This window comes from Anaeromyxobacter sp. SG17 (genome assembly GCF_022690695.1).
Classification (GTDB): domain Bacteria; phylum Myxococcota; class Myxococcia; order Myxococcales; family Anaeromyxobacteraceae; genus Anaeromyxobacter; species Anaeromyxobacter soli.
Genome location: NZ_JALCYX010000004.1, coordinates 118,668 through 138,719, shown reverse-complemented (window position 1 = coordinate 138,719; position 20,052 = coordinate 118,668). Strand labels below are relative to the sequence as shown.

General features: G+C 74.8%; 18 protein-coding genes. 4 read left to right on the top strand and 14 right to left on the bottom strand.

Annotation, left to right across the window (positions count from 1 at the left end):
* Positions 1-7: 7 nt before the first annotated feature.
* The gene (pabB, locus tag MNY60_RS03480) at positions 8-1,735 is read right to left on the bottom strand and encodes an aminodeoxychorismate synthase component I (protein WP_242333517.1); all 1,728 of its coding nucleotides are present in this window, start codon (positions 1,733-1,735) and stop codon (positions 8-10) included.
* A 177-nt stretch (positions 1,736-1,912) separates the two neighbouring features.
* On the opposite strand from pabB, the gene MNY60_RS03475 reads away from it, so the two are divergent.
* Positions 1,913-2,755, top strand: coding sequence for a hypothetical protein (locus MNY60_RS03475; RefSeq protein WP_242360036.1), 843 nt, complete (start codon positions 1,913-1,915; stop codon positions 2,753-2,755).
* On the opposite strand, the gene MNY60_RS03470 is transcribed toward MNY60_RS03475, so the two are convergent.
* The 3 genes from MNY60_RS03470 to MNY60_RS03460 all read right to left on the bottom strand — a co-directional run bounded on the left by MNY60_RS03470 (position 2,727) and on the right by MNY60_RS03460 (position 6,598).
* Entirely contained in the window at positions 2,727-4,352 is a 1,626-nt protein-coding gene (locus tag MNY60_RS03470; protein ID WP_242333523.1) for an SDR family NAD(P)-dependent oxidoreductase, read from the bottom strand. The two genes, MNY60_RS03475 and MNY60_RS03470, sit on opposite strands and share 29 nt — an antisense overlap.
* Before the next feature lie 98 nt (positions 4,353-4,450).
* A complete protein-coding gene (locus MNY60_RS03465) occupies positions 4,451-5,809 on the bottom strand; it encodes an NAD(P)/FAD-dependent oxidoreductase (RefSeq protein ID WP_242333526.1) in 1,359 nt (452 codons plus the stop codon).
* A gap of 114 nt (positions 5,810-5,923) precedes the next feature.
* Positions 5,924-6,598, bottom strand: a complete 675-nt coding sequence (locus MNY60_RS03460) for a YceI family protein (protein ID WP_242360035.1) — start codon at positions 6,596-6,598, stop codon at positions 5,924-5,926.
* Between the two features lie 161 nt (positions 6,599-6,759).
* On the opposite strand from MNY60_RS03460, the gene MNY60_RS03455 reads away from it, so the two are divergent.
* Positions 6,760-7,479, top strand: coding sequence for a hypothetical protein (locus MNY60_RS03455; protein ID WP_242333532.1), 720 nt, complete (start codon positions 6,760-6,762; stop codon positions 7,477-7,479).
* 12 nt (positions 7,480-7,491) lie between these two features.
* Here the strand turns inward: MNY60_RS03455 and MNY60_RS03450 are convergent, their stop codons facing one another.
* The gene (locus tag MNY60_RS03450) at positions 7,492-7,938 is read right to left on the bottom strand and encodes a plastocyanin/azurin family copper-binding protein (RefSeq protein WP_242333535.1); all 447 of its coding nucleotides are present in this window, start codon (positions 7,936-7,938) and stop codon (positions 7,492-7,494) included.
* Positions 7,939-8,224: 286 nt separating this feature from the next.
* Here MNY60_RS03450 and MNY60_RS03445 point away from each other — a divergent pair, with 286 nt between their 5' ends.
* Positions 8,225-9,127: an alpha/beta hydrolase gene (locus MNY60_RS03445; protein ID WP_242333538.1), complete on the top strand. Its 903-nt coding sequence runs from the start codon at positions 8,225-8,227 to the stop codon at positions 9,125-9,127.
* Here MNY60_RS03445 and MNY60_RS03440 read toward each other — a convergent pair.
* Positions 9,098-10,294 (bottom strand): acyltransferase, encoded by a 1,197-nt coding sequence (locus tag MNY60_RS03440; protein ID WP_242333541.1) that lies wholly within the window; start codon positions 10,292-10,294, stop codon positions 9,098-9,100. The genes MNY60_RS03445 and MNY60_RS03440 overlap by 30 nt on opposite strands.
* 234 nt (positions 10,295-10,528) lie before the next feature.
* On the opposite strand from MNY60_RS03440, the gene MNY60_RS03435 reads away from it, so the two are divergent.
* The gene (locus tag MNY60_RS03435) at positions 10,529-11,623 is read left to right on the top strand and encodes a metallophosphoesterase (protein WP_242333543.1); all 1,095 of its coding nucleotides are present in this window, start codon (positions 10,529-10,531) and stop codon (positions 11,621-11,623) included.
* 51 nt (positions 11,624-11,674) lie between these two features.
* On the opposite strand, the gene MNY60_RS03430 is transcribed toward MNY60_RS03435, so the two are convergent.
* The 8 genes from MNY60_RS03430 to MNY60_RS03395 all read right to left on the bottom strand — a co-directional run.
* Positions 11,675-12,439 carry a transglycosylase SLT domain-containing protein gene (locus tag MNY60_RS03430; RefSeq protein WP_242333546.1) on the bottom strand — a complete coding sequence of 255 codons (765 nt, stop codon included), beginning with the start codon at positions 12,437-12,439 and terminating at the stop codon, positions 11,675-11,677.
* A 71-nt stretch (positions 12,440-12,510) separates the two neighbouring features.
* Positions 12,511-12,657 (bottom strand): hypothetical protein, encoded by a 147-nt coding sequence (locus MNY60_RS03425; protein ID WP_242333549.1) that lies wholly within the window; start codon positions 12,655-12,657, stop codon positions 12,511-12,513.
* A 233-nt stretch (positions 12,658-12,890) separates the two neighbouring features.
* On the bottom strand, positions 12,891-14,576 hold the full coding sequence (locus MNY60_RS03420) for a glycoside hydrolase domain-containing protein (RefSeq protein ID WP_242333552.1): 1,686 nt from the start codon (positions 14,574-14,576) through the stop codon (positions 12,891-12,893).
* A gap of 322 nt (positions 14,577-14,898) precedes the next feature.
* Entirely contained in the window at positions 14,899-15,708 is an 810-nt protein-coding gene (locus MNY60_RS03415) for an ABC transporter permease (RefSeq protein WP_242333556.1), read from the bottom strand.
* Between the two features lie 2 nt (positions 15,709-15,710).
* The gene (locus MNY60_RS03410) at positions 15,711-16,487 is read right to left on the bottom strand and encodes an ABC transporter ATP-binding protein (RefSeq protein WP_242333914.1); all 777 of its coding nucleotides are present in this window, start codon (positions 16,485-16,487) and stop codon (positions 15,711-15,713) included.
* Complete coding sequence (locus MNY60_RS03405; RefSeq protein ID WP_242333559.1) at positions 16,487-17,278, bottom strand: dienelactone hydrolase family protein; 792 nt, start codon at positions 17,276-17,278, stop codon at positions 16,487-16,489. Before MNY60_RS03405 ends, MNY60_RS03410 begins: the two co-directional genes overlap by 1 nt.
* Positions 17,279-17,393: 115 nt before the next feature.
* A complete protein-coding gene (locus MNY60_RS03400) occupies positions 17,394-18,224 on the bottom strand; it encodes a 1,4-dihydroxy-6-naphthoate synthase (RefSeq protein WP_242333561.1) in 831 nt (276 codons plus the stop codon).
* Positions 18,225-18,342: 118 nt separating this feature from the next.
* Positions 18,343-20,052, bottom strand: a 1,710-nt coding sequence (locus MNY60_RS03395; protein ID WP_242360034.1) for a hypothetical protein, incomplete at its 5' end; no start/stop codon positions are given.

Here is a 20,052-nt window from a genome sequence, read left to right as displayed (position 1 = left end):
GACGCCGTCACGGCACGTACCGGATCGGCACCCATCCGCGCACCGAGTTCACGAGCCACAGCCGCGCGGCGCGGGCGAGGTCCTCGGGGCGGAGCACCGCCTCGCGCACCTCGCCGCGCTCGAGGAGCTCGGCGCGCATGGTCCCGGCGAGGAGCCCGGCGTCGACGGGCGGCGTGAGCCGCTCGCCGCCGACCTCGACGACCAGGTTTCCGATGGTGAGCTCGGTCAGCTCGCCCTCCGCGTTCTGCAGGATCACGTCGAACGCCTCCGGCCGCTCGGCGCGGCGGGACGCGTACACCTCGCGCCGGGTCGTCTTGTGGAAGAGGAGCCGATCGGCGCGATCCACCGGGGCGCGCGCCAGCGTCACGGGGAGCGGGGCCTGCGCGGGCGGCGGCAGCGGCGCCGCCTCGGTGCGGGGGCGGCCGTCGAGCCCCACGAGGAGGCGAATTCGTGCCCCCTCCGCCGGCGCGCGCGACGCCTCCGCCTCGAGCGCCGCTCGCACCGCCGCGAGCTCCAGCGGGATGCCGAGGTAGCGCGCCGAGCCCGCGAGCCGGGCGAGGTGCCGCTCGAGGCGCGCGTACGCGCCGCCGAAGAGCCGGAGCGTCTCGAGGAGCTGGAGGTCGTCCGCGGGCTCCGAGAGCACCGCCGCCTTCGCCATCGCCTCGTCCCACTCGCGCTCCGGGTCCGAGCCCCAGGTGATCCCGCCGCCGACGCCGTACGTCGCGGCGCCGGACTCGAGGTCGAGGTCCAGCGTGCGGATGGCGACGTCGAACACCGCGTCGCCGCCCGGCGCGACCACGCCGACGGCGCCGCAGTACGGGCCGCGCGGGCTCCGCTCCAGGTCCGCGATGAGCTTCGTGGCGGCGATCTTGGGCGCGCCGGTCACCGAGCCGCACGGGAACAGCGCGGCGAACAGCTCGGCGAGGCCGGCCGAGGGTCGAAGCCGAGCCTCGACGGTCGAGGTGAGCTGCAGCACGGTGGGGTAGCGCTCGACCGTGAAGAGCTCCCCCACCCGCACCGAGCCGACCCGCGCCACCCGGCCGAGATCGTTCCGGAGCAGATCCACGATCATGACGTTCTCGGCGCGCTCCTTCGGCGAGGCCGCGAGCGCGGCGGCGGCCCGCTCGTCCTCGGCGAGGTCGCGCCCGCGCCGGGCGGTCCCCTTCATCGGCCGGACCTCCACCCGATCCCCCTGCCGATAGAAGAACAGCTCCGGCGAGGCGGAGAGGATCGCCCGCCCGTCCACGACGAGACAGCCAGTGAAGCCGCCTCCCTGGGCGCGGCGGAGGCGCTCGTACAGCGCGAAGGGATCGCCCGTGAACCGGCCCCGCATCCGGAAGGTGAGGTTCACCTGGTAGGCGTCGCCGCGGCCGAGCGCGGCGCGCACGGCCTCCACGTCCGCGACGTGCTGCGCGCGCGTGACCTCCGGCGCGAGGTCATCCACGCGGGCCGCCGCGACCTCCGCCGCGGAAGGAGCCGCTGCGGTCGCGGGCGCGTCGTGGATCCCGAACCAGACGAGGGGGCCGGAGCCGCGGCGCACCGCGATCGCGGGATCGAGGCCGGGCGCCGCCTCGTACGACACGAACCCCGCCGCCCAGCGGCCGCGCCGCGCCTCCGCCTCCACCTCGACGAGCGCGGCGCGGACGCGCCGGACGTCGTCGGTCGCGATCACGCGCGCGGGTTCCCCGAAGTCGAGGCGGCCGAACGGGGCGAGATCGAGGCGGGCGCTACGCACCCCCGCCATCCTAGCGGCGGCGACCTCCGCCGTTCGCAGTTCCTCGCGCCGCCTCGGCGATCGGTGAACATGCCATGACGCGGAGCGGCATCGCCATCGCCCCCGGCGGCGCCGCGCCACTCGGATTGCGGACCCTGCGTCGCGGCCCCAGGTTGGGGATAGGACGAGGGGGGAGCCATGAAAACGTGGAAGAGGTATGCGCTGCCGGGCGCGGCACTCCTGGCAGTGGCGGCGAGCGGGTGCGCGACCGGCCGCCAGGCGAAGGGTGAGAACCCGGCTGCGGAGCGGGTCTCGGAGTCGCAGCGCCAGTCGAAGGAGGCGCTGAGCGCGGCGCAGAAGGCGCAGGAGAAGGCCACCGACCAGCAGAAGCGCGCCGCGACCGCGCAGGCGGACGTGAGGGAAGCGCAGCGCAGGCTGAACGAGGCGCAGCAGCGTGCCCAGCAGGAGACGATGAAGGCCGAGCAGGCGCAGCGGGAGGCGAACCTCGCGATCCAGCAGTCGACGCAGCAGGCGCAGCAGGCGCAGCAGGAGGCCTCACGGCAGCTCTCCCAGCAGCAGCGGCTCGTGAGCCGCGGTGAGCAGATCCTGGGTGGCCAGGTGAAGCAGGCGACCGCCAACCAGGTCGTGGTGCAGCCGCCCGGCGGCGACCCGATGACCTTCCAGATCACGAACCGGACGCGCGTCCAGATCGACGGCCAGCAGGCCTCCGCGGCTCAGATCACCCCGGGTGAAGATGCGCGCGTCGCGTACGAGATGACCGGCACCCAGCCGACCGCCGTGCTCGTGCAGGTCGTGACCGGCAACCCGGCGGCGCCCGGCGCGTCGCCGCCCGCGAGCCAGACGGGCACCGGGGGCACGGGCAGCGGCACGACCCCGCCGGCGCCTCCGGGTTGCGCCGGCGACCCCCGTTGGGCGGGCGGGGGGGGGCGTGCGGCCGCCCCCCGCGCGGACCTCGCCGCTGCGCCGAGCTCGCGTGGGGCATCGTCCCCCGTCACCACGGCGTCGGGCGATAGTCCTTGAAGAACAGGCCGGCCTCGTGCCGGCCGGTGCGGAAGCCGTCGAAGATGGGCGCCACGATCCGGGCCGCCCCGTCGACGATGTCGAGCGGCGGCGAGAAGGCGTGCTCCTCGACCTTGCGCGCGGCGAGGTGGGCGGGGTCCTCGTCCGTCACCCACCCCGTGTCGACCGCGTTGAGGTGGATGCCGTCCCGCGCGTAGTCGCCCGCGCTCGTGCGCACGATCATGTTGAGCGCGGCCTTGGCCATGTTTGTGTGGGGGTGCTTGTCGGTCTTGTGCTCGCGGTAGAACTGCCCCTCCATCGCCGACACGAGCACGACGTGCTTCGCCGGGTCGCCGCTCGTCGCGGTCTCGGGCGGCGCCGCGCGCGCGCGGAGCATGAGGGCCTTCAGCCGCGCGGTCATCACGAACGGCGCGGTCGCGTTCACGAGCAGCACCTCGAGCAGCTCGAGCGTGGGGACCTCGTGCAGCGTGAGCCGCCAGGAGTTGTGGCTGCGGAGATCGACCTGCTGGAGATCCTGGTCGAGGACCCCGCGCGGGAAGAGCTCGAGCGCGCTCTTGCCGGAGAGCAGCGGGCCTTCGTCGCCGGGCGCCTGCGAGAGGAGCGCCGGCCGCGTCACCCCCGCCGCCCGGCGGTGATCCGCGAGCGCCGCCTTGAGCGCCTCGTGCTCGCGCAGCAGCGCGCGCTCGCCCTCGGGCAGCGCCGCGAGCGGGGCCTCCTCGCGCTCGAGGAGGTGCGCATAGAAGCCCGGCGGGCGGCGCACGGTCTGGCAGGCGTTGTGGAGCTGGAAGTCGAGCCGCGGGAGGGTCGCGTCCAGCCGCTGGCAGAGCAGCTCGACGCTCGGGGTGTGGCGGAGGTCGACGCCGTGGATCGTGAGCCGATCCCTCCAGGCCTCGAAGTCCGGCTCGCGCGCGTAGCGCGCGGCGGCGTCCCGCGGGAAGCGCGTGCAGGCGACCACGCTGCAGCCGGCGCGCAGCAGGAGGATGGCGGCCTGGTAGCCGATCTTCACGCGCGCGCCGGTGACGAGGGCGACCCGCCCGCGCAGGTCCACCGTCGCCGTGCGCCGCGCGAGGTTCTCGTCGCCGCAGGCGCGGCACAGCTGGTCGTAGAACGGGTGGAGCCGGTGATACGGCGCCTTGCAGACGTAGCACTTGCGCGGCTCGGAGAGCTCCGGGCCGTCGCCCTCGCCGGCGTCCGCGGGCGCCCCGGCGGCCGGGCGGACCGCCCCCGCCTCCTCGGCGCCCGGGAGCCGCGGCCACCAGCCCGAGGCGTCGGCGCCCGCGGGCGGGAGCTCGGGGAGCGGCGTCTCGAACACCGGCGCTGCCCGCAGCTGCTGGATGCCGGTCCCCCTGCGCAGCGCCTCGTCGCGCGCCCTGCGCTCCACCCGCTCGTTCCGCAGGAGCGCCCGCTGGAGCTTCTTCCGCTGCTTGAGGTCCGGCCGCGCCACCTCGCCCGCGAGCTTCTGCAGCGTCGTCCGGGTCTCGGCGTCGAGCTCCGCGAGCACCGTCCGGTCGGCGGCGACGCGCGCGAGGACCCTCAGCGCGATCGCGAGGTCCTCGCCGGTGAGGGGCCGCCCGCCCTCTTCTCTCCGATCCGACATGGGGCCGGGTTCTAACCCGCGAGGGCCTCCCATCCAAAGCGCTGGGCTCGGGTCGCGGGGCGTGCGGTCGCCAGGCCGCGCGCCGCCACGACGGCCGCCTAGGTGTCCGGCCGTTCCGGATCGCTCTCGTTGGGCGGCCAGGCGTCCACGTCCGGCGGCGCCACCCCCGCGACGGCCCGGAACCGCTCCTCCTCCGGCGTCTCCAGGATGAGGCGCGTGCCGCGCTTGAAGGTCAGGTAGTGCCAGATCCACTGGAACATGACCGCCACCCGGTTCCGGAAGTCGATGAGGAACCAGATGTGGATGAAGAGCCAGGCGAACCAGGCGAGGACCCCGGTCAGGCGGAACCTCCAGAACCCGGCCACGGCGCGCCCGCGCCCGACCGTGGCCATGACGCCCTTGTCGAAGTAGGCGAACGGCCGGCGCGGCTTCCCCGCGAGCGTCGCGCGGAGGTTCCTCGCGGCGTGCTTGCCCTGCTGGATCGCGGCCGGCGCGACGCCGGGGATCGGCGTGCCGTCCTTCTTCCGCGCCGCCGCGAGGTCGCCGACGACGTAGATCTCCTCGTGCCCCGGGACCGTCAGGTCGGGGTTCACGACGACGCGCCCCGCGCCGTCGAGCGGCACCCCCAGCGTTCGCGCCAGCGGTGCACCGGCGACGCCGGCGGCCCAGAGCACGGTGCGGGCGGCCACGCGCTCCTCTCCGATCTGCACGCCGCGCGGGTCCACGCCGGTGACGCGCTTGCCCGTCCAGACGTGCACCCCGAGCCGCTCGAGCTCGCGCTGCGCCGCCGCCGAGAGCTCCGGCGGCAGCGCCGGGAGGATGCGCTCGGTGCCCTCGACCAGGATCACGCGCGCACGCTCGGTGGACACCGTCCGGAAGTCGCGCGGGATCGTGAAGCGGGCGATCTCCGCGAGCGCGCCCGCGAGCTCGACGCCGGTGGGGCCGCCGCCGACGACGACGAAGGTTAGGAGCGCCTCGCGGCGCTGGCGGTCCGGGTCCGCCTCCGCGCGCTCGAAGGCGGTGAGCACGCGGCGGCGGATCTCCTCCGCGTCCTCCAGCGTCTTCAGCCCCGGCGCGAACCGGGCCCACTCGTCGTGGCCGAAGTAGGAGTGCGTCGCGCCGGCCGCCACGACGAGGTAGTCGTAGTCGAGCGCGAGGCCGTTCACGAGCCGCAGCCGCCTCGCGTCCGGCTCGATCGCCGCCGCCTCCGCGAGCAGCACGCGCGCGTTCCGCTGCCGCGACAGGACGTGCCGGATCGGCTCGGCGATGTCGCCGGGGTTCAGGGCCGCGGTCGCCACCTGGTAGAGCAGCGGCTGGAAGAGGTGGTGGTTGCGCCGGTCCACGAGCGTCACCTGCACCGGCGCGCGCGCGAGCCCCCGCGCCGCGTAGATCCCGGCGAAACCGCCCCCGACGATGACGACCCGTGGCGCTCGAGACTCGACCTGCTGCCCTTCCACCGCCGCTCCTCGCCCGGCGCTGCGGCGTTTCGCCGCGCGCCCAGAGCTCGCGAGCCGGCCAATTCGCGGGCCGGCGTGAAGGGGACTGCTTTACTCCACTATCGCGCCTGGGCGCTACGGCTCTCTTGCCGCGGCGCCCGGGCGCGGCTTCGCGGACGCCCCCCGGGGACCGGCCCGGTGCAGCGAGAGGGCGATCTCGACGACGAGCTCGTCCTTGACGCCGACGGTCCCGCCGAACCCGCTGAACGGCTTGATCCCGAACGCCGTCTGCTTCACGTGCGCGTTCCCGCGGACGCTCCAGGCGTCCGCGCCCCGCTCCGCCTCGAAGTCGACGTCGGCGGGCGCGCTCCGGCCGCGGAGCGCGAGCGTGCCGTGCAGCGTGCCGCGGAGGTGCGCCCCGTCGGTCGAGCCGCGCTCGAGCTCGAGGCGCTGCGATCGGAACTCGATCCGCGGGTGATGCTCGGCGTCGAGGACGTCCGGCCCGCTCGCCTGCGCGTCCACCTTCCGGCGGTCGCCCTCGGACAGGCGCGGCTGCCGGTCGTGCAGCGAGCCGGCCGAGAGGATGACCTCGACCGAGGTGGACGCCGGGTCTCCGTCGGGGATGACCGCGCTCGCGCGCCACTCCGTGACCTCGAACGCGTGGTCGTGGGCGAAGCCGGAGAAGAGGCCCTTCTTCTGGACGTGCACGACGATGTAGCCGCTCGGCGGGAGCGCTTCCCACTCCCCCGCCGACGCCGCCGGAGCGACCGCCGCGAGACCGACCGCGAGCGCGAGCGAGAGGAACCTCACGGGCAGCTCCTCGTCACGGGAGGATCCCTTTCAAAGGGTGAGCGCGCGGGCGCACGATCCTTCGACGGGCCGGCGACGGGGCCGCTCCGGGCGAGACCTCGCGACCGGGACCGAACGTGGATACACAGCATGCCGGCAGGTGACGCGGCGAGGAGGACGACATGTTCCACGCGCTGGTGATGTCGGTGGTCTGCGCGACGGCGGGGAGCCTCTCCACGGCCCCCGCTCCCGCTCGGACGGTGCAGGCGGCGCTCCACCTCGAGCTCCTCGCGCCCGCCGGGGTGACCGCGAGCGCACCCGGCGACCTCGCGCTCCACCGTCCCGGGCTCGGCGAAGGCGAGCGAGCGCACCAGGATGCCGGCGAGCTCGCGCCGCCGGACGACGCCCGCGTGAGGAGCCTTCGCCGCTGGGAGCGCGCCCTCAAGTGGAGCACCGCCGGCGCGCTCCTCGCGACGAGCACCCTCGGGACGCTGGCCGCAATCAACCAGCCCACGGCGTTCGGGGACGGGCGCTGCCAGACCGGCCACCCCGTCCTCGGCACGTACGGCTGCGATCGCGGGCTGTCGACCCTCCACGGCACGAGCGGCGTCCTCTCCGCGACGCTCTACACCGCGAACGGCGTGCTCGCGCTCTCGGTCCCCGGCCCGGTGGGCCACGTCAGGCCGGCGGCCCGGCCGTGGCATCGCGCGCTCACCTACGTCCACCTCGGCGGGATCACCCTGCAGCCGATCCTCGGCCTCGTCTCGGCGTTTCCCCAGGTGATCGGGGTGCGCAACACCGCGCCCGGCGATCGGTTCCCGAAGAACACGCGCACCATCCACGTCGGGCTGGGCTACCTCACGGCCGCCGCCTACCTCGCGACGCTCGCGCTCGAGCAGTGACCGGCGGGCCACTCAGTAGCCTCCGCCGCCGCTGCCGCCCGGCGGCGCGGCGGGCTGCGCGGCCGCGTCGACGGTGATCGTGCCGTTCGGCGGCTTCATGGTCGCCGCGTGGACCGTGCAGTAGAAGGGGATCCTCGTCCCGTTGGGCGCGCTCGCGGGGATCGTGAAGGTCTTCTGACCGTCGAAGGTGCCGGTGTCGAACGACACCCCCGCGACCGCGCCGGGAGTGAAGGCGTTCGCGGTCGCCTCGCTCGTCACCGAGTGCGGGACCGCGTCCTTGTTGAGGACCGTCACCGTCCCGCCGGGCGGCACCGACAGGCTCGCCGGGGAGAAGGTCATGTTGGAGATGGTGATGTAGAAGCCGGGCGTGGAGGGCGTGCTCGACGAGCTCGATCCTCCGCAGCCGGCCAGGACGCCCATCGCCACGGCGACGAGCCCGGCCCTCGTTCCAGCCTGCATACGCCCCTCCCTCTCCTCGCGCTTCGGCCCGCGCCTCCGGACCGCGCTCTCAGTGTTCGACGCGCGACGGGCCGGTCCGGTTTCGCGGCCCGGTTGAGGCGAGCCGGTCGTACCCCCCGCGAAGCGAGCGAGCGTGGCACGGCGCGTAGGCGCCCAGGAGGACGTGCCCGGCTGGCGCGGCCTCCCGGGCGCGGGCGGGAGGGAGCTTCGTCCTCGCGGCGGCGACCGGGCATCCGGGCGCTCCCGCGCTGTGGCCGTGACGACGCGCCGTTATCAAACGTCGCTCATGACGGAGCGCGTCGGGAGATCGATCGAGCGGCGGAGCGGCGCGGTGCGCGTCGCGCTCCTCGCGCTCGCCGCGCTGACCGTGCAGTGCGCGGGCGCGGCCGTGCGGCCGCCGCCGAAGGACCTCGACGCCGAGCCCGTCGCGTTCCCCAGCGCCTCCGGCAGCGACATCCACGGCTGGTTCGTGCGCGGCCGGCCCCGGGCCGGAGCGGTGGTGCTCCTGCACGGCATGGGCGCGAACCGGCTGACGATGGTGGACCGGGCGCGGTTCCTCAGCGCCGCCGGCTACTCCGTGCTGCTCATCGACTTCCGCGCGCACGGCGAGAGCCCGGGCGAGGAGTCCACCTACGGCGCGCTCGAGAGCCGCGACGCGCGCGCCGCGGTCGAGTTCGTGCGGAGCGCCCTCCCCGGCGAGCGGGTGGGCGTCATCGGGATCTCGATGGGAGGCGCCGCGGCGCTGCTCGGGGAGACGCCGCTCCCGGTGGAGGCGCTCGTGCTCGAGTCGGTCTACCCCACCATCCGGGACGCCGTGCGCGACCGGCTGCGCGCCTGGCTCGGGCCCATCGGCCCGCCCCTCACCTCGCTCGTGCTGCACTCGATCTTCCCGCGCGACGGCGTGCGGGCCGCGGACCTTCGGCCGATCGACCGGATCGGCGAGCAGACGGCGCCGGTGCTCGTCGCCGCCGGCACCGCCGACCGGTACACGACCCCGAGCGAGTCGCGGGCGCTCTTCGAGCGCGCCCGGTCGCCGAAGGAGCTCTGGGAGGTCGACAGGGCGGCGCACGTCGACCTGCACGCGTTCGCGCCCGCCGAGTACGAGCGACGCGTCGGCGCCTTCCTCGCGCGGCATCTGCGCGAGGCGGGGATGGCCGCGTCACGCCTGGCTGGCGCGCACGGCGGCTGAGCGCCGCTTGAGCCCGAAGATCGGCCGGAGGAGGTCGCTCGAGGCGACGAGCGCGCAGAGGGCGAGCGTGGTCGCGAGCGAGGCCACGAAGATGAACGCGAACGCGGGCAGGATCCCGAGCCCCGCCCGCACGGCGAGGTACGCGAAGCCGACGACGATCGGCTGGTGCAGCACGTAGAACGGGAAGACCAGCTCTCCTGCGCGCAACGCCACCGTACGCCGGACGTCGAGGTGGCGGCGCGCGCCGCCGAGCAGCGCGAGCAGCCAGCAGGCGGCGCCGAACGCGTAGCCGCCCCACAGGAGCGCGCCGGCCGGGGAGCGCGGCGCGGGCAGGCGGTCCAGGAGGTGGCCGGGCCAGGCCCACACCGCGAGCGTCGCGGACGTCGCGAGCGCCAGGACGAGGGCCGCCTGCCAGCACCGGTCCAGCGCGCGCTTGAAGCCGTCCTCTCCCGCCAGCGCGAACCCGAACACGAACCCGGGGAGGAGCAGCGCCCGGTCGGACCAGTCCGCGGAGAGCGGCGGGGTGCCGGGGAAGACGACCTCGATCGCGATCCGGATCGCCACGTACGGCAGGACGAGCCAGATGAGCCCACCCGGCGCGTCGCACGGCGCCGCGACGCGCGCCATCGTGCGCCGGCCGGCGGGCGTGCGCAGCCACTGGAGGAGCGGCAGCGTGGCGAGCGAGAACGCGAGCAGGAAGACGACGAACCACAGGTGGTGCCAGCCGAAGTTCCCCCGCGGATAGAGGCCGTCGAAGAAGTGCGGGTAGAAGTCGAGGAACGACCCGCCGAACTGACCCTTCAGGCGGCGCTCGAGATACACCTGCGGCGGGACGAGCACGAGGAGCCCCGCGGCGAGGGGGAGCGCGAGGCGCAGGAGCCTGTCTTTGACGTACGCGCGGGTCGAGCGGCGCGCGAGCGCGTACCAGGTGCTCTCCCCGGCGAGCATCATGAAGAGGGGCATGATCCAGGGAGCGAAAACCAGGATCACCTCCCCCAGCCACTTCGTCCGCTCCGGGCTCGTGACGTGCCAGCTGTCCCAGGGGTTGAAGGGCTCCGCCGCGTGGATGAGGAACACGAGGAGCGCGCCCGCGACCTTGAGCCACTCCACGTCGGCGCGCCGGCGCGTCACGGTCCGTGCTGCGTCGGGGAGCAGGCGAGCGGGCATCGCTGCGATCGCCACGACGAACACGGTACGCTCAGGACGCTCGAGCGCTCAACGCGGGCGCCGGGGCGTGCGCCACCTCGCCCGGGCCGGGCGCTCGTCCGGGGAGCCCCCAGCGCGAGCGCCGTCCGTCCTCCGGGTTCGGGCGAGACTCGCGCCACGGCGTCCGGGGGCCATGGAGCGGACCCGAGGGAGCGGCCCGCTCGGGCCCCCGAGCCACGCCGAGGGGATCCCACGATGAACGCGGCGCATCTGAGGAGTGGCTCGGTCGCGCTCGTGGCCGCCGCGTTGCTCGCCTGCGTCCACGACGTGTACCGGGCCGAGCCGCTCGGCCCGCGCCCGGCCTCGCGCTCCGAGACGGAGCGCGTCCTCGTCTTCGGAGACTTCGGCTTCCAGTCGATCCCTCAGCGGCTCGTGGCGGGCGCGATGCGCCGCGCCACCCGCGCGCGCCCGTTCGACCTCGCGCTGGAGCTCGGCGACAACATCTACCACTGCGGCCCGGAGCCCACCCGACCGGGAGCGGAGACCTGCCGCTTCGCCGAGGACGGCCTGACCGTCGCGCCCGGCGCCTCGCCGCCGGACGACCCGCTCTTCCGCGTGAACGAGGCGCCGCTCGCGGGGCTGCGCGGGCGCCACGGCGGTCCTCTGCCGATCTACCTCGCGCTCGGGAACCACGACGTCGGCCTCGGGGGCGGGAGCTGCGCGCGGCCGGCGCTGGGCGAGGTCGAGGCCATGCGGCGGCGCGCGTGCCTCGCGGTCGCGCGCCGCTCGCCCGAGTGGCTCCAGCCGGCGCGCCACTACGTGCTCGACCGGGGCGACGTCCGCTTCGTCGTGCTCGACACGAACGTCGTCGTCCGGGACTACGGCGGCTTCACGCTCGAGGAGGAGCTCGCCTTCGTCCGCGAGGCGACCGCGCCGTGCGGCGCCGGGCGGCTCTGCTTCCTCGTCGGCCACCACCCGCCGGCGGCGGTGCACTGGTACGGCACGCGCCGCCCGCTCCCCTACGGCGCGCGCATGGCGCGGCTCCTCGCCGCCGCCGGGGGCCGCGCCCGCGCGTTCTTCGCCGGCCACGTCCACGCCCTGGAGCACCTGACGCTCGACGGTCTCGAGGTGTTCGTCTCCGGCAGCACCGCGATGGGCAGCTTCGCGCACTTCACGACCCGCACGCCCGCCCGCGCCCAGGTCCGCTTCGCGACGACCGCCTGGGGCTACGCGGTGCTCGAGACGGACGGCCACGGCTACCGCGTCGACTTCTTCGACACGAGCGGGGTGGCGCTGCACTGCTGCCAGGCCGGCGCGGCGGGGGCCTGCCGGCCGGTCGCGTGCAAGTGACCCGCGCCAGGGAGTCCGAGCGCAGGGAGCCCGCCCGGGCGGGCGGCGCGATCAGAGGTCCACCGCCGCCATGCGCGCGAACGTCCGCGAGAGCGCCTCCACGCGATCCAGGTAGCCGCCGAGGTCGGTGTCTCCGCAGCGCTCGCCGGGCAGCGCCCGGAACCCGCGCGCCGCGAAGGCGGGGGCCCGCCCCCGGCCGCACAGATGGACGAGGGCGGCGAGGCGCGCGCCCTGCGCCACCGTCGCGCTGCGTCCTCCGAGCGCCTCCGCGATCGCCTCGTGCAGGAGCGCCGCCGTCATCTCGATGGCGTGGCTCGGGACGGTGCGGAAGTAGAGCGCGTTGAGCCAGCAGGCGCGCGGGTCGTACCAGGCGCCCTCGTGCGCCACCGCGTGGTCGTGAATGCAGAGGCGGCTCGCCTCCACGAACGTGCCGTCGGTGATCTGGAGGATCCCGACGGCGCTCGAGGCGGGCGCGTAGAGCTCGAGGGGGTTCCAGCTCCACCGCCAGCGCCAGTAGGTGCGCGCGAGCGGGTCTCCCGCGCTCTCGACCTGGACGAGCGCGGCGAGGAGCTCCGGACGGACGAGATCGGTCGAGTGCTCCTCGAAGAGCGCGCCGTACTCGGCCCAGGTCGCCTCGGGGGGCTTCGGGGAAGTCGGCGCGACGAGCCCGAGCAGCTCGGTCGGCTTGCGGATGACCTGGTAGGCGAAGTTGACCGCCGCGAGCGACGCGACGGCGAGGAGCACGACCACCGCGAGCGGCGGCGCCTCGCGCCGCCGGCTCCGGGCAGGCCTCCGCCTCGCGCGCCGTCTCGCCACGGCGCGAATGGTACCGCCACCCGACCCGGGCGCTACGATCTGGTGATCGCGGCGCGGGATCCAGCGACGGATCAGCGTCGATTGACGATGTTGAGGACGAGAGCCATCCGGCCCCCGGAGACCTTCAGCCTGGCGAAGCGACGGCGCGCGCGGATTCTCTGGCCCACGACGATGGCGGCAGCGGCGAGGACGAGCGCGGGCAACAGCGCGGACTGCATGGTCGGACCACTCCTGCAACGACGATCGCCGGTGTGAGCGCCGCGGGGCGCCTCTCGCGCTCCGCGACGCCCGGAGCCGGGCGACGCTCGGGTCGTTGTGATCGGGATCGTCCGCGGACGCGGCGCAGCACCCGCTGCGCTTCGTCCGAGGAACGTCGCGAGGCTAGTCCCGCGCGCCGCGTCGAGTCAAGCTACCGGCTGCTCGTCTGCCGGGGCGCGCGCGCATCCGTCCTTCACGGCAACGGGACGCCGCGAAGCTCCAAGATCCGGCGCGCGACGCGCTCGCGCGCGGCCATGAGCCGGGCGACGCCGGGGTCGGTCGAGGAGGCCGTCGGGAAGAGGTCGCTCGCGACGGCGGCCGCGAGGCCCGGGTCCCCGAGCCGCGAGAGCAGGCTCAGGTACTCGTAGTCCTCCATCCCCTCCCGGATCATCTTGAGGCGGATCGACGCGACGGGGACGTGGGTCGCGCCGCCGATCTTGGCCGGCGTGCCCGGGTAGAAGAGCGTCCCGTCGCCGTTGCCGTCGAACTCCCACTGGCTCGTCCAGGGATCGCCGGAGAGGTACGCGTAGGTCGTGTCCCAGTACAGCTCGCCCGTCGCCCGGTACACGAAGTCGAGCCACTGCATGGCCCGGTTCCGCACCGCCGACGCGTCGATCATGTAGCTCGGCCAGCCGGTGTCGTACGCGGAGCTGCTCCCGCAGCCGTGGCTCATGCAGCTCTGGTAGAGCCAGACCTCGTTCAGCGGATCGGCGGCGAGGAACGGGTCGTACTTGCTGCGCTGGTTCCCCGCGTAGGTGCCGGACTTGTCGTCCATGAAGTTCACCACCGGCACGAGGAGATCCAGCACCGGGGAGATCCCGTTCGCGTCCGCCTGCTGGATGGTGGTGGTGACGAGCGTCCGGAACTCCCGGTCGGCCGTCTTCGCCGCCCGGGCGCGGGTGAGCACGTCTGCGAAGGTGCAGCCCTGGTACGGCGGCTCGTCGCACGTGTACTGGAAGAGCCGCTCGAACCAGCCCGGCCGTGACCGGTAGCGCGTCGCCCAGCGCGCGAGGTTCGCCACGTCCTCGAGGTTGCCGAGGTACTCGACGGCGGTCAGCCGCGCGCCGGCGAGCCGCGTCGGGGCGGTCCCGTCCATCAGCGGACGGTAGTAGCGGTCGAAGTGGTCGAGGTCGTTCCACTGTCCGTCATCGTGACGCGAGAGGGAGAGGCGGTGGTCGAGCGCGAGCTGGCCGTAGCGAGCGCGCAGCGTCGCGAACGCGGCCACGTCCGACGCGCTGATGCCGTGGCCGGCGGGGAGCGTCCCCCACATGAGGCCGAAGGCCGTGCGGAGCGTCGAGGTCGAGGGCAGCTCGAAGTCCCACACCGTGAGCTCGACCGGCACGACCGTGGAGCGCCCCGAGGCGTCCACGCGGAGCTCCCCGCGGTAGAGCCCGGGGGCGGCGCCGCGCGGCACGAACACCTCCACCCAGATCGCCCGGCTCTCGCCGCCCCGGACGTCGAACGGGAACGCGTTCCGCCGCTCCCCGACGATCTCGTCCACGTCCGGGACGAGGGCGTCGGGGAAGCGCCCGGTGGCGCCGTCGGGCGCGGACGGTCGCGTCAGGTTGATGAGGGCCTCGCGGTAGAGACGGACGCCGGCGATGACGGCGCCGCCGGGGCCCGAGAGCGTGGACGCGCTCGCGCGCACGCCCCGGGCATTGCCGGTGACGACCACCTGGAAGGCCTCGAACTCGTTCCGGGCGGCGGAGATCCGTGCGACCGAGGTCGCGCGCGCGGGATCGCCCGGACGGATCTTCTCGGTCGCCGAAGCGACCCAGATCTTCGCGGCGGGCGCGGCGCGGGGTTGCGCGGGAAGCAGGGCGAGGATGAGGAGCGCGCACGAGGCCAGCGCGCGGGATCGACTGCCGTGACTCGTCATGGGGGCTCTCCTGCAGGCGAGTCGCCGTCTACCCGACCCATCTACCCTCGCTCGCCCGTCCCATGGCCTTCGCATGGACGGAGCGCGCGAAGCCTCCCCCGTTCGCCTCCCTGCCGACCCGGTTCGCTCTCCTCGAGCGCGGCTCGGAGCGGATGCGAGCTGTTTCAGCTCACGCCGGATGCCTCGTGGATCCCGGGCGCTCGCCGGCCGTGGCTGCGAGCGATGGCTCGCCCGGCCGTCCGTACCACGGGCGAGCGAGGAAGCGGCCAGGCGGCCGCGGCGAGTTGGGGCGGGATGGCGACCGGTCGCGTCGGCCGCTGGCTCAGCTCACGCTCTCGGCGCTGTAGCGCGCGATGAGCCCGGTCCGGACCGCGTGGCGGTGGACGCGCACGAAGACCCAGCTCGCGAGCAGGATGTAGAGGACCGCGAGGCCGCCGCCCCAGGCGAGCGCCGCGCCCGAGAAGGCGCGGCCGGCGACGATCGCGCGCATCGCCTCGAAGACGTGCGACGGCGGCAGCGCGCGCCCGACCGCGCGCATCCAGGGCGGGAGCGTGGCGAGCGGGTAGAACACCCCCGCGAACGGCGACAGCACCGCCGGGATGGGCCAGACGAACCACTCCGCGGCCGGCCCGAGCCGGAGGACGAGGGCCGAGCCGGTGATGCCGAGCGCGATGCCGAACAGGAACAGCACGAGCAGGAACGGGACGAGCAGGAGACCGTAGCCGAGGAGCGACAGCCCGAACACGCCCGTCGCGATGGAGAGCATCACGGCGAGGCCGAGCGTGCTCGTCGCCACGCTCGCGAGCACGAGCCCGGAGACGTACTCCGCGATCGAGATCGGGGTCGCGAAGACGTTGAGGAAGTTGCGCGACCAGACGTCCTCGAAGAACGCCATCGTCACGCCCTGCATGACGCGGGCGAGGAAGTCCCACAGGAGGACCGCCCCGAGCAGCGTGGGGACGAAGCTCCCGCCCGGCGCGGCGACGCTGTCGAGCCAGCGCGTGATGAAGCCCCACAGCACGACGTCCACCGCCACCCACGCGAAGAGCGGCACGATCCGCGAGAAGCTCCCGCGGACCAGGTACCACTGCCGGAGGACGACGGCGAAGACGCGCCCGGCCCGCAAGGTCATCATCAAGCCCCCTCGAGCGCGAGCGGCTCGCGCGCCACGGTGATGAACAGCTCCTCGAGCGTGGCCTTGCCGTGCTCCCCGGGCAGCGTCCGGGGGTCGCCCTCGAGCAGGATCCGCCCGCGCGAGAGGAAGAGGACGCGGTCGCAGACCTCCTCGACCTCGTACATGTTGTGCGACGTCCACAGCACGCCGCCGGTGCCCGCCGCCGCGCACGCCCGGATCTTGGCCCGCACGTCGCGTGCCGTGGCCGGGTCGAGCGACGCGGTCGGCTCGTCGAGCAGGAGGAGCTGCGGCTCGTTGAGGAGGGCCTTCGCGAGCGCGACGCGCGTCTGCTCTCCCGACGACAGCACGCCGCAGCGCGTGTCCCGGAAGCGCCGCAGGTCGAGCTGCGCGAGGAGCGCCTCGATCCGGTCGGAGAGCCGCCTCACGCCGTAGAGCAGCCCGAACACGCGGAGGTTCTGGGAGACCGTGAGGTTGCCGGGGAGCGGGGCGTACACCGCGGCGAAGTTGGTGCGCGCGAGGGCGCGCGATCGCTCGGCGGCGAGATCCACGCCCTCGATCCGGATGGTCCCCGCGCTCGGCTGGAGGACGCCGAGCAGCATGTTGATGGTGGTGGTCTTCCCCGCGCCGTTCGGACCGAGCAGGCCCACGATCTCGTTGCGGCCGACCTCGAACGACACCCCGTCCACCGCGACCGTCGCGCCGAAGCGCTTCTCGAGCCCGCTCACGGAGAGCACGTGCGCGGCCGGGCCGGCGGTCGCGGTGCGGGGTGCCGCGATCACCTCCCGAAGACCGCCTTCAGGTACTTCAGCAGCTCGTCCCAGGACCTGCGGTCGGCCTTCGCGTCGTAGGCGAGCCCGGCCATGCCCGCCTTGTCGGCGTCGGGGTTCGTGAACCCGTGCTTCGCGCCCGGATACGTGATGACGCGCGCCTTCACCCCGGCCGCCTTCATCTCCTTCTCGAGCGCCGCCACCTGCTCCTTCGGCACCATGGGATCGGCGCCGCCCGTCTGGACGAGGATGCTGCGCGGTCCGAACGACCCCTCCTTCGCGGGCTCGCTCGACCTCGCGAGGCTGCCGTGGAAGGTCGCGAGCGCCTTCAGGGGCTCGCCTTCCCGCGCCATGTCGAGCGCCACCCCGCCGCCGAAGCAGTAGCCGATGACCCCGATCTTCTCACGGTCCACCTGCGGCTGCGCCACGAGCTGCTCGAGCGCCGCCTCGAAGCGGGCCTTCTTCACGGCGGGGTCCTTCGTCGCCTCCGCCACGAACGCCTTCGCGTCCTCGGGGTGCGTCGTGGACTTGCCCTCTCCGAACATGTCGAGGGCGAACCCGACGTAGCCTGCCTTCGCGAGCTTCGTCGCCGCGTTCCGCGCGTGGGCGTTGTTCCCCCACCACTCGTGCACGACGAGGATGCCGGGCCGCTTCCCCTTGGCCGCGTCGTCGTACGCGAGGAACCCCTTCAGCACCGTGTCGCCCTGCCGGTACTCGATCTCCTGCGTCTTCACCTCGGCGCGCGCCGCGCCGGCGATCGCGAGCGCCGCGGCCACGATCGTCACCGTCGTTCGGGTCATGCCCACCTCCCGTGTGGTGCCCGGATCTGCGCGCCGCGGGCGGCCCGCGCACGGACGGATGGCGGAGGTACCCGACAGGCGCTCCCGACCGCGGGCCCCGGCCCGCTCCAGCGACTCACAGGAACACGTCGCGCCGCACCCCGGCGGACGCGGGGTTCATCCGCGCGTGCACGTCGAGCAGCGTCTCGACCGCTCTCCTCCCTGCGTCGCCGACGTCCACCGAGAAGTCGTTCACGTACAGGTCGATGTGCTGGCGCATCACCGCCTCGTCCATCTCCTGCGCGTGCCGCCTCACGTACTCGGTCACGAGCGGCCGCCGCGCCAGCGCGCGCAGGGTGCTCTCGCGGACGAGGCGCTCGAGCGCGCGGAGCACGTCGCGGTCGAGGGTCCTGCGCGCGACGATGCCGCCGAGCGGGATGGGCGCGCCCGTCTGGCGCTCCCAGTGCTCGCCGAGGTCGAGCAGCTTCACGAGCCCCTTCGCCGCGTAGGTGAAGCGACCCTCGTGGATGATGACGCCCGCGTCCACCGCGCCGCCGAGGACGGCGTCCTCGATGTCGGAGAACACCCGGAACTGCTTGTGCGCCGCCCCCGGGTAGGCGAGCGAGAAGAGGAGGTGGGCGGTGGTGTCTCGGCCTGGCACCGCCACCCGCATCGTCTCCGGCCGGAACGCGTCGACGCCGGGCCGCGCGACGAGCAGCGGCCCCACGCCGCGGCCGAGCGCGCCGCCCGACCGGAGGAGCGCGTAGTCGCCCGCGATGGCCGGCACGACGCCGTAGCTCACCTTGCTCACGTCGAGCCGGCCCGCCCTCGCCCACTCGTTCAGCGTCTGCACGTCCTCGTGGACGACGTCGAGGCGGAGCTCGCCCGTGTCGATCGCGCCGTTCACCAGCGCGTCGAAGATGAAGGTGTCGTTGGGACAGGGCGAGATGCCGAGCGTGAGTCTCATCGCGTGCCGGTCGATCGAGTGGAGCCGCACGGGCGCGGCCGGGCGCATCATATACGCGGCGGCGGCGGGGCGCGTCCGGAGCCGCTCGCGGCGCGCGCCCGGCCGGGCGAGCGCCCCGTCAGCGCAGCCCGACGGTGTAGGCGATCCCGAGCGACGGCGCGAGCTTCGTCCAGGAGAGCTCCGGGACGTTGGAGAGCTCCTTGCGCCCGGCGACGCCGAGCCGGAGCGACCAGCGATCGGCGAGATCGAGCTCGAGCGTCGCCCCGGCCGCGAGCGCCGTGTCGGCGCGGACGGCGCGCAGCCCCGGGTCGAGCGCGTCGTACGTGCGCCAAGCGAGGCTCGCGTCGAGGCCGGCGCGCGCCCGCGGCCCGAGCTCGAGGCGCAGCCCCACGCGCGGCCCCTGCTCGAAGGACGCCAGCGCGGGCTCGCGGGCACCGTCCCGGACGCCTCGCCAGGCGAGGGTCGCGCTGCCGCGCCCGCCGAGGAGCAGGGTGAGGTCGACCTCGCCGAGCTGGCGCAGGCCACCGTACGGCGCGGCGATCTCGGTGTGGAACGACTCCCACCGGGCGAGATAGGTCGCGCCCAGGGAGGTCTCGGTGGAGAGCGGGACCCGCGCCGCGCCGAGCGCGCGCGGCGCCGTGAGGTACGGTGCGCCGCCGAGGTCCTGGCGATCGTAGCCGCCCTCGGCGAGGAGGTAGCGGGCGCCCCTCCCCGCCTGCCACCCCGCGGCCACGCCGCCGCCGCGCAGGTCGAGCACGTCGTAGCGCGCCTGCTCGCGGAGCTGGGCGGTCGCGCGCAGGAACGGGCCGCTCTCGCCGAGCGGCGAGAAGCGTCCCACCGCGGTGATCCCGGTGTCGGCGTCGCCCGTCCCGCTGCGGACGCGGCTCGCGTCGGGCGTGAGATCGACGTTCGAGTCCCAGCCCGACTCGGCGAAGATCGACAGGCCGAGGCGGCCGCCGCGGCGGGCGAGTCGCGCGAGCCCGAGCGCGGTCTGGCCGAGCTCCGGGTCGGTGCTCGCGCGCTCGAGCAGCCGGGCCGCGTCGTCGGAGCGGCCGGCGCGCAGCGCCACGAGGCCGCGGTAGAACTCGGCCGCCTCGCGGTGCTCGGCGGAGCGCTCGGCGACGGCGAGGGACGCGTCGGCGCGCGAGTCCTCCCCGAGCTCGTACAGGCAGATGCCCTCGAGCAGCGCCGCCGCCCCGCCCCCGTCCCCGCGCGCCTCCGCAAACGCCGCGGCGGCCGCGCGCCGATCCCCGGCGCGCATGAGCCGGAGCCCGCGCTCGAAGGGCTCCTCCGGCCCGGCGTGCGCCACGCCGTAGCGGTCCGCGCGCCGCTCGCCGAGCACCCGCGCCTCCTCGCAGTAGGCGCGCGCAGAGGCCGCCCGGCCGCGACGGCCCTGCTCCTCGCAGCGCGCGAGGTACCAGGAGATCGCGTCGCGCGGCGGCTCGCCCGCGAGCAGGGCCGCGAGCTGGCCGCGCAGGCGCGTCGCGAGCTCGCGGAGGTGCGGCTCCCCGCGGGCCTCCACGCCGGCGAGCAGCCGGTCCGCGCGCGCGTAGAGGCGGGCGCCGTGGCACGCGAGCGCGTGGTAGTAGTCGAGCAGCGCGTCGCCGCCCGGGGCCGCTCCCCACGACTCGAACTGGTCCAGCGCCTCGCCGGCGCGGCCGAGCTTCACGAGCGCCGCGCCCGCGTAGCCGCGCGCGCGCTCCGAGCCGAGCTCCTCCGCGCGGCGGAACTCGGCGAGCGCCTCCTCGTAGCGGGACTCGCGAAAGAGCCGGGGGGGGCGGCGGGCCGGCGCGGCGGCGGCCCCCCCCCCCCGCCCCGGCCGCCCCCC

Coding starts and splice junctions, on each gene's coding strand:
- MNY60_RS03470 (WP_242333523.1), bottom strand. CDS start 4,352: ATGTCGGATCGGAGAGAAGAGGGCGGGCGGCCCCTCACCGGCGAGGAC.
- MNY60_RS03425 (WP_242333549.1), bottom strand. CDS start 12,657: ATGCAGTCCGCGCTGTTGCCCGCGCTCGTCCTCGCCGCTGCCGCCATC.
- MNY60_RS03435 (WP_242333543.1), top strand. CDS start 10,529: ATGAACGCGGCGCATCTGAGGAGTGGCTCGGTCGCGCTCGTGGCCGCC.
- MNY60_RS03440 (WP_242333541.1), bottom strand. CDS start 10,294: ATGCCCGCTCGCCTGCTCCCCGACGCAGCACGGACCGTGACGCGCCGG.
- MNY60_RS03400 (WP_242333561.1), bottom strand. CDS start 18,224: ATGAGACTCACGCTCGGCATCTCGCCCTGTCCCAACGACACCTTCATC.
- MNY60_RS03405 (WP_242333559.1), bottom strand. CDS start 17,278: ATGACCCGAACGACGGTGACGATCGTGGCCGCGGCGCTCGCGATCGCC.
- MNY60_RS03420 (WP_242333552.1), bottom strand. CDS start 14,576: ATGACGAGTCACGGCAGTCGATCCCGCGCGCTGGCCTCGTGCGCGCTC.
- MNY60_RS03455 (WP_242333532.1), top strand. CDS start 6,760: ATGTTCCACGCGCTGGTGATGTCGGTGGTCTGCGCGACGGCGGGGAGC.
- MNY60_RS03415 (WP_242333556.1), bottom strand. CDS start 15,708: ATGACCTTGCGGGCCGGGCGCGTCTTCGCCGTCGTCCTCCGGCAGTGG.
- MNY60_RS03450 (WP_242333535.1), bottom strand. CDS start 7,938: ATGCAGGCTGGAACGAGGGCCGGGCTCGTCGCCGTGGCGATGGGCGTC.
- MNY60_RS03475 (WP_242360036.1), top strand. CDS start 1,913: ATGAAAACGTGGAAGAGGTATGCGCTGCCGGGCGCGGCACTCCTGGCA.
- MNY60_RS03445 (WP_242333538.1), top strand. CDS start 8,225: ATGACGGAGCGCGTCGGGAGATCGATCGAGCGGCGGAGCGGCGCGGTG.